The following is a 15,867-nucleotide window of genomic DNA, read 5'->3' as shown; positions in this document are numbered from 1 at the left end:
GCCGGCAGGACAACCTTACCTGTAAGGTAGAGACAAAGCCGGGATCTGTGTATGCCCCGGCTTTCTTGCTTCTTCCCGTTATACCTGACGGACAGCCTCTGATTGCCTATAGTTGATGGGGAGAAGGCTGATCCGTTCAGGAGTCCGGATGAAAATCAGAAAATTCAGAGTTGGCTGGGTAGTTTTCAGCCTTGGTGCTGCTGCTGTGCTGGTGTATCACCAGGTAAAAGCAGCACAGCCATCGTTTGATTGCACCGGAGTGGCAGATGGCAGCATTGAGGCGATGATTTGTCAGGACGAAGAATTAGCTGCGTTAGATAACCAGCTGTCTGAGGTCTACAAACGGGCGGTTGCCAAAGCCACCAATGAGCATCCCCCCACCTTGAAAGCAGAGCAAAGAGGCTGGGTGAAAGGTCGCAACGAGTGCTGGAAAGCCAGTGATAAAAAGCTATGTGTTGAGTCTGGATATCAACTGCGCATTGCTGAGCTGCAGGCCAGGTATGGCTTGATTCAGGCAACAGCCACCGTCACTTATCTGTGTACGGATCAGCCGGGAAGTGAAGTGATTGCGACTTACTTTCCTACTGACCCGCCAACGCTGATTGCCGAACGCGGTGACAGTGTCTCGTTGATGTATCAGCAGGAAAGCGCCAGCGGTACTAAATATGTCGGACGCAATGAAAGCCTGTGGGAGCATCAGGGCGAAGCAACCGTCATCTGGGGATACGGTGCGCCAGAGCTGAACTGCAAAGTGAAGCCCTAGCGCGATGAAGCCGTAGCGTAATAAAGCTGTAGCCTGATAAAACATGAGCGTGATAAAACATGCTTCCCGCAGTCAATATCGGGTTCACGTTTACAAAATGATGTACACCATAAAAGCGCCGAACAGCGCTGCAAATATACCTGCCAATCGTCCCTGGATGTCGTTCAGATCAACGGCCCAGCTGATGAGCTTTTTAAAGTTTCCCCTGCCAAGAATTAACAGAAAAATCGCCGCAATAATGGATATCCAGCCGATGGCGGCAACCACAAAGGGTATATCGGTATTATCTGCATATTCTATTAACAGATAGCCGATGAGCAGGCGCACGGCAACCGCCACAAAATGCAGCCAGAGCTGTTTTTTGTGTCTGTCGATAAAGTCCAGAATCAGCCTGGGCTCAGCGGCAATGACCAAACCTAAAAACGCAACAGCTACGCCTATCAGGCCAATCAGCAATCTCATATCCGCTCTCCTGTCATGGGAGAAAAGTCAGCAAGGGTCTATGGCCTTTCCGGCCCAGAGACAAGGTTTTACAGCCTTGACGGGTGGCTGTCCGGATCCCCCTCGATATGAGGTTTATCATCATGTGATACACCGTGCTCTTCCGGTCCTTCCTGATCCCAGGAACCCTCTTCGGTCCATGGGTCGTCATCCGGCAATTCTTCGATATAGATTTCTTTGTCCTCATAATCGGGTTGATAGCGAAGATCAAAGTGCGCTGCGCGGATAATGGAAATGCACAACAGCAAAGCAACAATAAGCAATGGGACGCCCCCGATCACACTGGCTGTTTGCAGGGTATCCAGCCCGCCGATGAACATCAGGGTAATAGGCATGACAGACAGAGCAAACGCCCAGAACAGACGGTTCCAGCGCGCCGGCTCTTCATCTATCTCTTTTTGCACCACGGCAGCCAGAATATAGGAAATCGAATCAAAGGTGGTGGCGGTGAAGATCACCGCCAGTATGGTAAAGGCGAGGACCACCAGTTTACTGAGGGCCAGGGTGTGCAGCATGGCGAAAATTGCAGTAGTGGCGCCCTGATTGTTCAGTATGGAAATAACATCTAACTGCCCGGAAAGTTGCAGATAAATACCGTAGTTACCCATGATCATGAAAAACAGGAAACAGCCCAGGGTGCCGAAAAAAATCGAGCCGACAACCATGGCTTTGATGGTTCGGCCTTTGGAAATACGGGCGATAAACAGCCCCACGCTGGGTGCGAACACCAGCCACCAGGCCCAGTAGAATATGGTCCAGTCCTGAGGGAAGTGGGTATCCGGGAACTGCCGGAACTGGGCAAAGGGTTCTGTCCAGGTCGCCATTTCGAACAGGTTGTTGATCATTCGGCCCAGTGAATCCAGACCGGTATTCAGCATGAAGAGCGTAGGCCCGGTAATAAAAATGAACAGTAAGATGCCGACGGCCAGCCACATGTTGATGTTAGAGAGTAACTGGATGCCTTTTTTCAGACCGGCATAAGCGCTGTAACCGAAAATGGCAGTACAGACAATTAACACGCCAATGCGGGTATAGAGGTTATTGGGCACACCGAGAAGTTCATGGGCGCCCTGGTTAATCAAAGGAGCGGCAAGGCCGAGAGTGGTTGCCCCGCCTCCCAGCATACCGAAGATAAAGAACACATCGATGAGCTTACCCAGCCATCCGCGCGCCCGCTCTTCACCCAGTACCGGCATTAAGGCTTCACTGATTTTCAGGACGCTGTGGTTACGAACATAGTAGAAATAGGCAATCGGCAGCGCAGGAATCAGATAAATAGACCAGGCCAGCGGCCCCCAGTGGAAAATGCCGTAGGTGACTGCCCATTTGGCGGCTTCGTGCGTACCGCCGGGAATGTCGAAAGGCGGGGTCTGATAATAGTAAGCCCATTCAATCATTGACCAGTAAAGAATCGACGCGCCAATACCAGAGCAAAACAGCATCGCAGCCCAGGAAAAAGTGGAAAATTCCGGGTTTTCCTCAGGGGTGCCCAGTTTGATCTGGCCGATATCACTGAAGGTGATGTACACCATAAAAAGAAACGCACCAAGGCCGAGAATCAGGTAGAGCACGCCAAGCTGATCGGTCACAAAATCTTTGGCGCTCAGCACCCAGGCTGCTCCCGCTTCGGGAAAGAAGACTAAAGGCAAGGTCACAGCAAATAGCAGGAAGAGGGAACCGAAAAAGGTAGGTTTATCTATGATGTCATTGAATTTGGTGGACGACATCGCGGCCTCCGCACAAAAAGGGTGTGTGATTCGTCCGTGAATTGGGTGGTATATGAGTCGTATTGTTAATTCTTAGAACATAACGTCCGGAAAACCAATGCCGATCCATAGTGCCGATTACGAGCTTATTATAGTCGAGCTGTCAAACAGCGTTGATTCAAAGGCGATTCCCGCCGGCTGTGTTTGGCTGTTGCTGGTGGATTATGTCAACTCGGAACTGGTCGCTTCAGTGCAGCGGGCGGTTGAGACCTTATTCAATATTTCAGCCTTTTAAACAACGCGGGTGTAACCGTTTACTTACATGCCGGAAAAAGCGGCCGGATTCTATCGCAAGCCGCCAGTCTGGTCAGCCTGCGAAAGAGAGTGCGGATAAAGAGTGCTGGTTGGATCAATAACGATTGATAGTAATATCAGAAATATAACCGTGTTCAGCATGTTGCAGCGCTTTTTTTAACATGGCGGCGGTTTCTTCAGGTGTCATGAAACTGCTGATATCCATCTCTTTACCACTGCTGGCCCAGAATTCGGTTGCCATGCCGCCAGGGTACACCCCAACCAGTTTCATTGGTTTGCCTGCCAGTTCCAGCCGGGCTGATTCCACCAGTCCCTTTACGCCCCATTTGGCAGCGCAATAGGTTGACTCGCCGGCTTTCGCCACCAGAGCCGCTGTCGACATAACAATAGCGCAGGTCAGGGGAGTATTACGGTAGCGTTTAATCGCTTCCCGCAGGAAATAGGTTGCAGACAGCAGGTTATTGCTGATCAACTGCGCTATGGCGTCGGGCTCTTGTTTCTCCAGCGAGCCGAAATAGCCACTGCCCGCACAGAAAATAATGGTCTCAGGTGCTGATGGCAGTTTATCGAACAGAGATGACACCGAGCTGGCATCTGAAAGATCGGCAGTAAGGGTGCAGATATTGGCAGGCTGACATTGACGGGCGATGTTATGTAAGCGCTCGTCGTTTCGGCCTGTCAGTGTCAGCGTGTGGCCATCGGCAGCATAAGAGGCAGCCAGAGCTGCACCCAGTCCACTGCTGGCTCCTGTGATCAGAATCATTGTTATCCTCTGCTTTTATCAGGGTTTATTCGGCAAAGTATAGCGATATTTTGGTTGACGGGCAGGGTTGGTAGCATGCTGATGGTTATCAATATAAGGTGGGTTTTCCTGATAACACAGCGCATCGTAAGCCTCGGCCATGGTGCGAACATCGTGGTGTTGCAAAATATAGCGGCGAGGGCTGATGCTTGGTTTCTTAAGCAGCGCAGTATGGATTTGGTAAATAAGCGTCCGTTCATCGTCAGTATTGAGCGGGATACCATTTAACGGACAAAGGACATCGCTGCAGGCTCCCATATCGGTCAGTGCCGCAGGTATTCCACAGGATTGTGCTTCAAGGGGAGAAACAGAATAGTCCTCCTCTTCAGAGGTAATACAGAACAGATCCAGCGCCTGATAAAATTCCGACATGTTTTCGACATGGCCCATGAAATGAACACGGTGGCTCAGCGATAGCTTTATTGCCAGCATATGCAGCGATCGCGCCAGACCACCTTCCCCTGCCAGGGTCAGATGCACATTCTCCGGTAAATGACTCAGGGCATGTATCAATAAATGATGCCGCTTTTCCGGGATCAGTCTGCCTGCTGTGCCTATGATTTTCGCCCCTGTGGGTAAGCCCAGCCTGAGCCGGGCTAGGCCCTGATTGCCAGGCTGGAATCGCTGAGTATCAACACCGTGCGGAATCGTGGTGATATCCCGGCCGCTAAGAGATGTTTGTAACCTGTCATTCATTCTGCCGCCGCTGGTAACCACCACAGGTTGCATACAACTCAGAGCCATTTTCAGCAAGCGCGGGTGTTTAGGTTCTTCTTCCAGCCAGTTGTCGTACTCGCTGTGTATTAAGGTTTTGACGCCGGCCAGCCTGGCTGCAATACCTGCTTGATATAAAGCAGTGCTTTGATGGGTATGCACAACACCTGCGTTGTATGCACGAAACAGTTTTACCAGAGTGCGGATAACGTTTGCAGCCGTTTCAGATTCTGCATCAAGGAAGATCAGTTTATCGATGACATTTTTCAGGTAAGGCCACCTTTCAAGTGATTCACTCATCGTCCCTTCCAGACAGACGATAAAGCGTCTTTGCCGCAAGGCAGAGAATTGCTGAATGTTCACTGCAGTAATGCCCACCATTCCCGGTGTTAAGTGCTTTACAACCTGAATAACAGCATTCATAGCGACCGCCTTACAACACCTGCCTGTATAGGATGAAGCAAGAGTTATACCAGTAATAATGCGGCTGGAGGCGTCTGTTAGTGTCTGGGGCAGGCTGCGAAAAGGGTGAAATTCGCATTCTGCAAACCAAGTTGGGAATGGCAACTGAGATTGAAATCAATGTGCAATTTATCAATGAAGGATGACATTAACCACATGTCTGCATTTCTTGTCCTGCTGGTGTGTTTTTCTGGTCTAAGCTGGAAAGAGTTTTTCCAGGCTCAGGGTGTCTGCTTAGTGGTTAAAGCTGTTTGGACAATGTATGGATCAAGGGCTATGGAATAAGCGTTATGGAACAAGGACAGGCAGTGGCATCGCTCTGCCACAATTATCTCAGTTCAGGAGAAAAATACGCATGGCTACCATTAGTGTAAACACATCGAATCAAACAGAAATCACGCTTAAGAATGATGCTGAGTCCAGCAGTCAAGTCGCTCTGGCGGCATTCAACGGCAGGGTATACATGGCTTATCGTGGCTGGGGGAGCTCTAAAAGCCTGTATATATGCTCCACTGCCGACGGGGTTAGCTGGTCTCAGCAAACGGATATTACCGACGATAATGGCGCGAAAACCCAGAATAGCCCTGCGCTGGCGGCATTCAATGGCAGACTGTATCTGGCCTATCAGGGCTCAGGTTCCGATAGCATTTATATCTGCTCAAGTGCAGATGGCGTCAATTTTGGTGATCAAACAAAAATCACCTCACAGAATGATGCTGAAACCGATTCCCAGCCAGCACTTGCCGCATTTAACGGTCGGCTTTATTTGGCATACCGGGGAGAGGATTTATCGAATAGCCTTTATGTTTGTTCATCGGCAAACGGTACCGACTGGGATTCACAGGTGAATGTCAGCGACCAGAATGGCGCGGCAACCACAACAACAGCCGGCCCATCGTTAGCGCCTTTCAACGGGAAACTGTTTTTAGGCTGGGAAGGGGCGGGCGGAACGGCAATTAATGGTTCGGCCATTTACGTGTGCTCTTCTTCTGACGGGCTAGAGTGGGGGCCGCAAACCAACCTGGAAGATGCAAACGGGGCAGAAGGCTATGACGGTGTGTCGCTGGCGGCAACCAGTGATACTTTATTCGCGCTCTACCACGGTGCCCACACCGCACAGCTATATGGTTGTGCTTTTAATGGCACATCCTGGAGTACCAATCAGATTGATTTTACAGAAGCCAATGGAGCGGGATCTCAGTGCGGCCCTGCCTTATCAGCATTGAACAATACGTTTTATGCTGCCTATCCCGGCATATTACCTTCAAATGATCTGTGGGATTTCACTTTTACAGTGAACTGGAATAACGCGTAAAACTAATCTGCAGGCAAACAAAAAGCCCGTTCTTTCGAACGGGCTTCTCTGTATGGTGCGTCTGAGTGGACTCGAACCACCGACCCCCGCCATGTCAAGGCGATACTCTAACCAGCTGAGCTACAGACGCTTTATTCAGTTTTTGCTTCAACACGCTTTGGCATATTGAAAAAATTTGGTGCGTCTGAGTGGACTCGAACCACCGACCCCCGCCATGTCAAGGCGATACTCTAACCAGCTGAGCTACAGACGCAAATTTTAAGTTATTCTAATGCAGGATTTGGTACGACCGAGTGGACTCGAACCACCGACCCCCACCATGTCAAGGTGGTGCTCTAACCAGCTGAGCTACGGTCGTATCACTAAATCGTCCTGCTTGAGAACGGGGTGAATATTAGCGATTCACACCCACTGGCGCAAGTGTTTGAGTTGGCTTTTTTTATTTTTCGTGACTGTTTGATTGTTACTTGTACTGCCTGACGCTGAATCAGGCACTGAGTGGTTGTTTTCAGAGTAAAAATTATTGCAAAAGCTCATGATCCGGCGGCAGTAAACGGGAGATCCAGATAGCCAGTTTATGCTTCATATTGGGGCCGTCTTCCTGATCGGGAGAAAGCGGGGTGATTTGCTTAACATCAACCAGTAACCGGTAGATACATTCCACTTTTTCTTTATCTGAAATGCCTTTGTCGAAGTCTTCGTAACCCTGCTTTTTGGCAAAGGCGATGCCTATTTCCATGGCTTTCTTAATCAGTTTTTGTTCGTTTTTGATTTTTTTCATTCGATCTCGTTCCCTGATTGTGGCCTGTATGTAAAGCATAGTAGTGGCGTTGATTTTTTGAGCTCATGGTCATTCATCTGTAAGGCAGTTAACGGTGTTTCGGCAAGGCGATGAAAATGAACGGCAAAGACCAGCTACCCTATGGCTGTCCGACGTTTATCCCACAACGCTTGAACAAGGTCTGCCAGTATGAGACGTGGTTGAGAGTAGCGTCACGAAATTGGCGGTGTATGTCACCGTCAATATAGAAGCTGTGATAATCGGCGAGCGCAGCAGGGCGGTTGGGGATAGCAAACAAGGTTTGCAGATCCGGCTGAATATCCTGGTAGCGGGCATCAAGCGAGGCAAGGTATGGCTGAATATCCGTAATGAAAAATTTATAGAAAACGTTCTCCAGAAAGTTGGCTTTCTGCTGGTTTCGGTTAGGGCCGCACACGACTGTGGCGTCGTTTTGGCTCAGCAGGGAGGTTGTGGTGTTCAGCCAGTCAGTGGCACGGGCCATAGAGTAAAAAAGTTGACCAAGAAAACGTGATCTGTGGATGTTCTCTTCGTAGCTGATCAGGCGTTCAGCGGACTGGGCCGATACGCTATGCTGGGCCGAAATCTGGCTGGCAATGTGCGCTAAACCACTTATCGCCTGCAGGGTAGCGGTGGCATCTGGAATTGTGTTCAGCGAAAAAGCGAAGTGTGCCGGCTTGAATTGTTTTTGCCATTCTTCACCAGTGAGCAGCATGTTCCACAGGTATTTAGGCAGGTCATCTTTTTTCGTGGTCTGAACTTCTATCAACTGCACTTTGAGATCATTGTCTTCGGGCAAAGTCGCGATACAGTGGCCGATACCGTCTAATAACAGCAGTTCGTAGCGTAGCTGACGGGTTCTGTCCTGCACTTTTCCCAGTACAGAGTTGCGCTCTGCGATGAGATGAAACAAGCCGCATTTTCTGAGTTCATAGGCATCAATCAGTCCCATTCGGACATCTTCAGTTCGATGCAGCAAATCACTGACGTCGGGTAGTGGCGGGAGCCGGGTATCCGGCTCTTTCGGGGAACTCACATCCAGCACAGAGGCCAGACGATCAGCATAGTCCGCAAACTGGTTATCTGAGGACTGACGGTCACAACCGGCCAGTATAATGAGCAGGCTGAGCAATGCGAGCTGAATCAGCAGCTTGTTTATGTTAAGCGGATTTAAAAGAAAGCGTCGGCGCATGATCGTTATTCTGGGATTTTTATAACAGTATAAGCTAACAGATTGAGTTTTCAGATAAAGAAAAGGCAGCGCTTGCTGCCTTAGGAAGGGTGGAGTCCGGTTATTGTACCGACATTGCCAGTTGGAAATCATGGTCTTGACGTTGCAGCCAAAGCAGCCGCACTGTCAGCATTAATGCCGCAGCGGTTAAGCCAACAATCGTACCAATCCAGAAGCCGTGTGGCCCCATTGGTGCGGCGAACAGGTTTGTCATACCGAGTACATACCCGATTGGCAGACCAAAAACCCAATAGGCGATAAAGGTGCGGATAAAAATGGCACGCATATCTTTGTAACCACGTAGTGCCCCTGCAGCAACCACTTGAACGGCATCACTGCACTGGTAAACGGCCGCAAGGAACAAGAGCTGAGTTGCCAGCATAATAACGTCGGTGTTGTCGGTATATAACAAGCCTATCTGTTCGCGGAAAATGATCGTCAAAACAGCCGTCGCAACCGAAATAGCCACGCCAACCCAGATACCGCAGTGGCTGGAAATTTTCGCACCATCAAAGTTTTGCTCACCTAATTGGTGTCCGACACGGATGCTGACTGCAGCACCTAAACTCATAGGTAACATGAAGACCAGCGAAGAGAAGTTGATGGCAATCTGGTGGGCGGCGACAACAATCGAACCCAGAGGCGCGATCAGCAGTGCAATTGCCGCAAAGATTGAAACTTCAAAAAATAATGCGGCTGCAATCGGAAAACCAAGCTTGAACTGACGCACAATAGCTTTCAACTCTGGGCGATACCAGGTGTGGAATAGCCCAACGCGGCTAAGTTTTCGGTTCATCAGTACATAAACCAGCATCGAGAAGTACATCAGCCAGTACACAATGGCAGTGGCAACACCGCAGCCGATTCCGCCAAGCGCCGGAGCGCCGAATTTACCGTAAACAAAGATCCAGTTAAGCGGAATGTTGGCTAACAAGCCGATGAAACCAATCACCATACCGGGAACGGTCAGCGACAGGCCTTCAGAAAAGCTGCGCAATGCCTGAAACAGCAGCAGGGCCGGAACAGCATAAAGAACGGCGTGTAAGTAACCAATGGTTTTCTCTGCCAGTACAGGTTCGACGGCCATGTAATCAATTAAAATGCCCGCATTATAGAGCACCAGTATGATTGGGACTGACAAGAGTAAAGACAATACAAAGCTTTGTTGAACCTGAAACGGAATTTTGTCTTTCTGGCCAGAACCGTTGAGCTGGGCCACAATGGGCACCATAGCAAATAGCACACCAATGCCAAACAGAATGGCAGGCATCCAGACACTGGAGGCGACCGAGACAGCGGCCATATCGGTGGCACTGACACCGCCAGCCATCACAGTATCAATAAAACTCATTGCCGTCTGTGCGACAGAGGCGATCAAAACAGGAATAGCGAGTTTTAACAGTCGCTTAGTTTCTAGACGATAAAGATGCACGAAATGCTCCAGAGGGCAGGTAATCTATTATTGGAATAATCTTCACAGTGGATTATATCGGCTTCACTGATACTGACAATGATTTATTCAATCTGTATCACAATTCAGCACTTCTCTGCTTTTTTTGTGTTGCCGCACTGTTTGAGGTTATCACAATGCGGCGGGACTGCAGGACTGGCTATGTCCACTTCCCCTATGCTGAGTCAGCTTAAACTGAAGTTTTGCATTCTCTCACTAAAGGGGAAGTGGATAATTGTAAATCAACAACATAAGACAAAACTTCAGTTGTTTTCAGACTTTGAGAGTGCTTTTTGTGCTGCTTGGCCGATAGAATCGATATCCGCGTTGTTTGAGGTTAAAAACTTCTCAAAGAGCGGCATTAAAGCCCCCATTTTTTCGTCAATGGCATCGCGCACAGTATCAACAACCACTTGAGTACCACGTTCAATTTCGACATTGATATTTGAACCGCTCTGCTTTCCTTCAAATGTCGTCATTCTGCGAGTTTCAGGGATTAGCCAAACATCGAACCAGCCCTCGCTTTTATTCACGTCAGAAACAGTCAAACTGGCTCCATTCAAAGCAATATAGCCTTTAGGGAAGATGTATTTGGCCCAGTTTTGTGGTGTTGAAATACGTACTCGATAGTTATCATCGATTTGTTGCACGTCAAGAACTGACGTTTTGAAATCAATGTGTCCTGATAGCGGATGTCCACCGATTTCTGCGCCATCTTTCGCTGCACGCTCTACATTAACTCTTTGGTTTTGTTTGTATTCACTAAGAGTGGTTATCTCAAGGCTCTTCAGCATCACGTCAAACTTAACTTGTGTCGAAGTTACGATCTCAGTGACTGTTAAGCAAACACCATCAACCGCAACGCTAGCACCAATTTCCAGGTTTTCGCAGAAACCAGATTCAAACTCAATGTTAAACGTTCTGATACCCTTGTGGTCACTTATGGATGAAATAAGCGCGACAGACTGAATTATACCCGTGAACATTGTTGGCTCTCCTGTTGTACCAATGTGGCAGCGTAGTAATCAGTATTTTGAACCAGTTGTAATGTAATTGATAGAGTGAGCTGTCATCGGTCGCAATAACTACAGCTAAATTCCTTTTCATTTCATCTCACCAATAATCAGAAAGCCAAAGAAGCGGGTCTGAACAGCGGTGTAACAAGACAAACCTGTCAGCGCGCCAAAAAGGCGATGTGATCAATATAGAGATTGATCCTCAGACGCAGGCTGTGGTGGATACGGTGGAAAGGGTGATGGTAGCGAGAGGCTAAAGGAAATCATTTGCATCAATCCACACGCCCTCTCATCAGAGGGGCGTGTGGATTCGAACGTTAAAAAATCTGCTCGTCGTCAGCGTCTACAAACAGGTGAATGGTTTTGTGTAATTCATCCACCTGCATGTTCAAGTGGATCGCATGGCAACACGCGGGGCAATCATCGTAAAATTCCTGACTGCCGGCACTGCTGTCCAGGGTAATTCGGATATGGTGGCCACAATGCGGACAAGTCACACTCTGTTCACTATAGTTCTTCATTTTCTGCTCCTTACATTATGTACCTGATACTAATTGGCACATTCATACCGCTGCCAGTGTCCATACTGGAGAGTCTTGACTCTTTCGCCTTTGAAGCCATTGACGGGTTGGAAATCAGACGTTGTTTCTTACCGGACAATCGCACCAAAAACGATGGGTATAGGTTTGCTAACCGTTAAGTTAATCCTAGCGATACGGATTAGTTTTTGCCGTGAATTAACTGCAAACTTTGAATTGCTGAGAAGTTTTAACTGAGGGGGCTTTGTCGCTTAGAAAGTTGATAAGAACAAAGTAGACAAGCTAAGGGTAATGTGAAGCTGATTGACAGAAAATGGGTCTATAGTGACGCTTTTGATGTCAGAATGGATGAATGTTTTGTGAAATAGAATGATCAGCCTATTTGTGATTTGCGACAAACAGACCAATCATTCTTCAAGCTGATTAAAGGCTGGCTATTAATTCTTTGTTTACTTCGAGCAGCGAGTTAAGTTTTCTGTCTGCGATCGACCAACGCAGATCGGAACGGTGTTGCTGCTCTGGCACTACGATACTTTTCATGCGGGCAGCTTTGACAGCCAGCAAGCCGTTAAGTGAATCTTCAAAGGCCACACAGTGGTGAGGTTCAACACCCAGTTCATCGGCGGCATTCAGGTACACTTCCGGGTGAGGCTTACCAAAACGAAGGTGCTCGGCAGAGAACAAGGCACTGAAATGATCTGTCAGTGACAGGGCATCTAGGGTGGCATGAATCAGGCTCATAGGAGAAGACGAGGCCAGAGCAATGGTTATGCCCATATCCTGGCACGTCTGTATGGCTTCGCGCACACCAGGCAGCATAGGTTTGTGCTCTTGAACCAGTTCTTCCACACGTTTGGTGATAAGGGTGTTGACGTCCTGGCAAGTCGGGCCTTGCCATGGCTGGCGCTCGAACCAGAGATCAACAATGTGATCGATTCGCAACCCCATGGTTTCCAGCGTTTCCTGCTGTGAAATCGTGACACCCAGTGAAGAGAATACCTCGACCTGAGCACGTTGCCAGAAAGGTTCTGAGTCGACCAGAAGGCCATCCATATCAAAGATTGCGGCTTTTAACATACTGTTCCTGTCTTGAGCTGAAAGGATAAAGAATGTGAACTTTATCACTTCAACTCTGCAGACGGTAGCCTGGATTATCCTTTAATTGCTACTCAGATTAAGCCTGCGAATACAGCGTTCAGCCTGATCCAGATATTCGCCACCAAAGAGATTGCAGTGGTTCAGCAGGTGGTAAAGGTTGTACAGGTCGCGACGTTGTTTGTAGCCGTCATCCAGCGGAAATACAGACTGATAGCCATTGTAGAAACTGTCGGGAAATCCGCCGAACAGCTCTGTCATAGCAATGTCGCATTCCCTGTCACCCCAGTAGCAGGCGGGGTCATAAATGACCGGGCCATCGACACTGAGTGCTGTATTTCCATGCCATAAATCGCCATGCAGCAAGGAAGGTTTTGGCTGATGTGCTGACAAGATGTCAATCACATTGCCTGTGATGACATCAATACTGCCAAAATCGATGCCTTTCTCCTCACAGATTTGCAATTGCCAGGCAATCCGCTGTTCTGCGAAAAAGCGACACCATTTTCGTCGCCACTGATTGGGCTGAGGAGTCAGACCAATGAAATTGTCTATGTCGAAGCCGTATTCAGGCTGTTCGCCCCATTTATGAAGGTGCGCCAGTTGCTGGCCAAGTGTGTGGGCCGATTCGGTGTCCAGACTTTTCATGGGCATGAAATCGAGGACGAGGAAGGCTTTATCCCGGCTTATGCCCATATGCCGGCTTGTAGGCACTGATACTGAGTTTGTTTCCTGCAGGACGCGCAGATTTTCCGCTTCTGCTTCAAAAACGGGAAGCTGCTCTTTCTCATTAAGCTTGATGAAGTACCTTTGATCGCCATCGCTGATGCAATAGCATTCGTTGACGTCCCCCCCAGGGAGTGTATTTCGCTCACGGATGGTAAAGGGTTGATCAAGTACGTCTGATAGCTGATGGGAAATCGCTTGCCACATAGCATCCTCCGGGCACAAACCAGTTTGGGTACAAATCATAATAAACAATAATACAGCGCCTGGGCTGGATTATATAAAGACAGTGACGCCAAATCTGTTGGGGCAATTTTGTGGGTGCAAGTAGATTCTGGTTCTGTGAACCTGAACGAGCCATGCTCACCGCTATCCCTGACTGACGTTATTATAGTGATTTTTTGTCAGTCGCCCCGCGCTTTACCTCATCACAGCATAGACTATATGTTTGCCGATTAGCTGACTTAAATAACAAAAACAGTCAATTGAAAAGTGCAGGGCAGCAAAATTCATATCAAAGCAGTTTTTAATAACAGAATCAGATAAAAAAAGCCGGGAGAGAACCCGGCTTGGTTGTTTCGCTGAATTTGATGGCTTTGAATCAGAGACTTGGCAGTAGTGATTCTGGCTTCAGATCGTTATAGCTTGCTTCAAGCAGCAGCGGCAAACGCATTTTGTCCGGTAGGATTTCTAGTTGAAACATAGTCATTGTTCCGGCTCGAATTATTTGTCAGTGATCATTGGCAGATCAAGGCCCTGTTCTTTGGCACAGTTGATCGCAATGTCGTAGCCGGCATCAGCGTGACGCATCACACCAGTGCCCGGGTCGTTACGCAGTACGCGGCGGATGCGCTCTTCGGCTTCATCGGTACCGTCACACACGATCACCATGCCTGAATGCTGAGAGAAGCCCATACCTACGCCACCACCGTGGTGCAGAGAAACCCAGGTCGCACCGGATGCCGTGTTCAGCAGGGCATTGAGCAGTGGCCAGTCGGACACAGTGTCTGAACCGTCCATCATGCCTTCCGTTTCGCGGTTAGGGCTGGAGACAGAGCCTGAATCCAGGTGGTCACGGCCAATCACAACAGGCGCTTTCAGTTCGCCGTTACGCACCATTTGGTTGAATGCAAGACCCAGTCGCGCACGGTCTTTCAGGCCCACCCAGCAGATACGTGCCGGCAGCCCCTGGAACTGAATACGCTCGCGTGCCATGTCCAGCCAGTTGTGCAGATGCGGGTTATCCGGGATCAGCTCTTTGACCTTCTGATCGGTTTTGTAGATGTCTTCCGGATCGCCGGACAGGGCAGCCCAGCGGAACGGACCCACGCCTTCACAGAACAGCGGGCGAATATAAGCCGGCACGAATCCCGGGAAGTCGAATGCGTTTTCAACGCCTTCTTCCAGCGCCATCTGGCGAATGTTGTTGCCGTAATCGACGGTTGCAGAACCTGCTTTTTGCAGATCCAGCATCGCCTGTACCTGAATTGCCATTGATGCTTTTGCTGCTTTGACCACCGCGGCTTCGTCTTGCAGACGCATTTCTGCCGCATGTTCCATGCTCCAGCCCTGAGGCAGGTAGCCATTCAGCGGATCGTGGGCTGATGTCTGGTCAGTGGTGCAGTCTGGTACGATGCCGCGCTTCACCAGCTCAGGGAAGACATCAGCCGCGTTACCCAGCAGGCCAACAGAAACCGGCTTGCCGGTTTGTTTGGACTCTTCAATGATAGCCAGTGCTTCGTCCAGCGTGGTGGCTTTACAGTCCACATAACCGGTACGCAGACGGTAATCGATACGTGATTCATCACACTCAACGGCGATCATAGAGAAACCAGCCATGGTGGCCGCCAGAGGCTGAGCACCGCCCATGCCGCCCAGGCCGCCGGTCAATACCCAGCGACCGGAGGCATCGCCATTGAAATGCTTGCGCGCCATCGCAACAAAGGTTTCGTAGGTGCCCTGAACGATGCCTTGCGAGCCGATATAGATCCAGCTGCCCGCGGTCATCTGGCCGTACATCATCAGGCCTTTTTTATCCAGCTCGTTGAAGTGCTCCCAGTTCGCCCAGTGAGGCACGATATTGGAGTTGGCAATCAGTACGCGAGGCGCGTTGCTGTGCGTTTTGAACACTCCGACAGGTTTACCGGACTGCACCAGCAGGGTTTCGTCATCTTCCAGACGCTTCAGAACTTCAACAATCTTGTCATAACATTCCCAGTTCCGGGCTGCACGGCCAATACCACCATAGACCACCAGAGAGTGAGGGTGTTCAGCCACATCAGGGTGCAGGTTATTCATCAGCATACGCAGCGGTGCTTCTGTCAGCCATGACTTGGCATTCAGTTTGGTGCCAGTCGGTGCTTCTATGGTGCGTGTCGTGTCCAGACGTGGATTCTGTTGTTGCGTCATTTTGCTCTCCTTGCCGCTCTCCGG

Annotated in this window: 15 protein-coding genes, 3 tRNA genes and 1 pseudogene; 4 read left to right on the top strand and 15 right to left on the bottom strand. The window is 49.4% G+C overall.

What is annotated here, in order from left to right; translation table 11 throughout:
* Positions 1-148 precede the first annotated feature (148 nt).
* Positions 149-763: an MliC family protein gene (locus tag IFO68_RS15445; RefSeq protein WP_192016731.1), complete on the top strand. Its 615-nt coding sequence runs from the start codon at positions 149-151 to the stop codon at positions 761-763.
* 90 nt (positions 764-853) lie between these two features.
* Here IFO68_RS15445 and IFO68_RS15440 read toward each other — a convergent pair whose 3' ends face one another.
* Both IFO68_RS15440 and IFO68_RS15435 read right to left on the bottom strand, forming a co-directional pair.
* Positions 854-1,225: a hypothetical protein gene (locus IFO68_RS15440; RefSeq protein WP_192016730.1), complete on the bottom strand. Its 372-nt coding sequence runs from the start codon at positions 1,223-1,225 to the stop codon at positions 854-856.
* A gap of 68 nt (positions 1,226-1,293) precedes the next feature.
* Positions 1,294-2,991: a BCCT family transporter gene (locus tag IFO68_RS15435; RefSeq protein WP_192016729.1), complete on the bottom strand. Its 1,698-nt coding sequence runs from the start codon at positions 2,989-2,991 to the stop codon at positions 1,294-1,296.
* A 97-nt stretch (positions 2,992-3,088) separates the two neighbouring features.
* Between IFO68_RS15435 and IFO68_RS15430 the strand changes: the two genes are divergently transcribed.
* A complete protein-coding gene (locus IFO68_RS15430; RefSeq protein ID WP_192016728.1) occupies positions 3,089-3,265 on the top strand; it encodes a hypothetical protein in 177 nt (58 codons plus the stop codon).
* A 114-nt stretch (positions 3,266-3,379) separates the two neighbouring features.
* Here IFO68_RS15430 and IFO68_RS15425 read toward each other — a convergent pair whose 3' ends face one another.
* Together IFO68_RS15425 and IFO68_RS15420 are read right to left on the bottom strand one after the other, a co-directional pair.
* On the bottom strand, positions 3,380-4,048 hold the full coding sequence (locus IFO68_RS15425) for an SDR family NAD(P)-dependent oxidoreductase (protein ID WP_192016727.1): 669 nt from the start codon (positions 4,046-4,048) through the stop codon (positions 3,380-3,382).
* 18 nt (positions 4,049-4,066) lie between these two features.
* The gene (locus tag IFO68_RS15420; protein ID WP_192016726.1) at positions 4,067-5,224 is read right to left on the bottom strand and encodes a glycosyltransferase; all 1,158 of its coding nucleotides are present in this window, start codon (positions 5,222-5,224) and stop codon (positions 4,067-4,069) included.
* A gap of 394 nt (positions 5,225-5,618) precedes the next feature.
* On the opposite strand from IFO68_RS15420, the gene IFO68_RS15415 reads away from it, so the two are divergent.
* Positions 5,619-6,578, top strand: coding sequence for a glycoside hydrolase family protein (locus tag IFO68_RS15415; RefSeq protein ID WP_192016725.1), 960 nt, complete (start codon positions 5,619-5,621; stop codon positions 6,576-6,578).
* Positions 6,579-6,631: 53 nt separating this feature from the next.
* Here the strand turns inward: IFO68_RS15415 and IFO68_RS15410 are convergent.
* The 7 genes from IFO68_RS15410 to IFO68_RS15380 form a co-directional block, all read right to left on the bottom strand.
* A tRNA-Val gene (locus IFO68_RS15410) sits at positions 6,632-6,708 on the bottom strand.
* A 46-nt stretch (positions 6,709-6,754) separates the two neighbouring features.
* A tRNA-Val gene (locus IFO68_RS15405) sits at positions 6,755-6,831 on the bottom strand.
* A gap of 28 nt (positions 6,832-6,859) precedes the next feature.
* Positions 6,860-6,936: transfer RNA gene (locus tag IFO68_RS15400), tRNA-Val, on the bottom strand.
* A gap of 162 nt (positions 6,937-7,098) precedes the next feature.
* Positions 7,099-7,359, bottom strand: a complete 261-nt coding sequence (locus tag IFO68_RS15395) for a DUF5062 family protein (RefSeq protein ID WP_027252100.1) — start codon at positions 7,357-7,359, stop codon at positions 7,099-7,101.
* A gap of 139 nt (positions 7,360-7,498) precedes the next feature.
* Entirely contained in the window at positions 7,499-8,569 is a 1,071-nt protein-coding gene (locus IFO68_RS15390; protein WP_225445264.1) for a DUF3080 domain-containing protein, read from the bottom strand.
* 100 nt (positions 8,570-8,669) lie between these two features.
* Positions 8,670-10,040: an MATE family efflux transporter gene (locus tag IFO68_RS15385; protein ID WP_192016724.1), complete on the bottom strand. Its 1,371-nt coding sequence runs from the start codon at positions 10,038-10,040 to the stop codon at positions 8,670-8,672.
* A 281-nt stretch (positions 10,041-10,321) separates the two neighbouring features.
* Positions 10,322-11,044, bottom strand: a complete 723-nt coding sequence (locus tag IFO68_RS15380; RefSeq protein WP_192016723.1) for a riboflavin synthase subunit alpha — start codon at positions 11,042-11,044, stop codon at positions 10,322-10,324.
* Between the two features lie 176 nt (positions 11,045-11,220).
* Here IFO68_RS15380 and IFO68_RS21890 point away from each other — a divergent pair.
* Positions 11,221-11,331, top strand: a pseudogene (locus IFO68_RS21890) (riboflavin synthase); the annotation flags it as partial.
* 60 nt (positions 11,332-11,391) lie between these two features.
* On the opposite strand, the gene IFO68_RS15375 reads toward IFO68_RS21890, so the two are convergent.
* From IFO68_RS15375 to hutU, 4 genes are all read right to left on the bottom strand, one after another.
* Complete coding sequence (locus IFO68_RS15375) at positions 11,392-11,595, bottom strand: CPXCG motif-containing cysteine-rich protein (protein WP_027252104.1); 204 nt, start codon at positions 11,593-11,595, stop codon at positions 11,392-11,394.
* Positions 11,596-12,036: 441 nt separating this feature from the next.
* On the bottom strand, positions 12,037-12,690 hold the full coding sequence (gene hxpB, locus IFO68_RS15370; protein WP_192016722.1) for a hexitol phosphatase HxpB: 654 nt from the start codon (positions 12,688-12,690) through the stop codon (positions 12,037-12,039).
* An 81-nt stretch (positions 12,691-12,771) separates the two neighbouring features.
* Positions 12,772-13,641, bottom strand: coding sequence for a fructosamine kinase family protein (locus IFO68_RS15365; protein WP_192016721.1), 870 nt, complete (start codon positions 13,639-13,641; stop codon positions 12,772-12,774).
* Between the two features lie 516 nt (positions 13,642-14,157).
* Positions 14,158-15,843 (bottom strand): urocanate hydratase, encoded by a 1,686-nt coding sequence (hutU, locus tag IFO68_RS15360; protein WP_192016720.1) that lies wholly within the window; start codon positions 15,841-15,843, stop codon positions 14,158-14,160.
* Between the last annotated feature and the right edge of the window lie 24 nt (positions 15,844-15,867).

The organism is Photobacterium arenosum (genome assembly GCF_014841115.1).
GTDB classification, from domain to species: Bacteria; Pseudomonadota; Gammaproteobacteria; order Enterobacterales; family Vibrionaceae; genus Photobacterium; species Photobacterium arenosum.
This window is presented reverse-complemented; position numbering and strand designations above follow the sequence as displayed.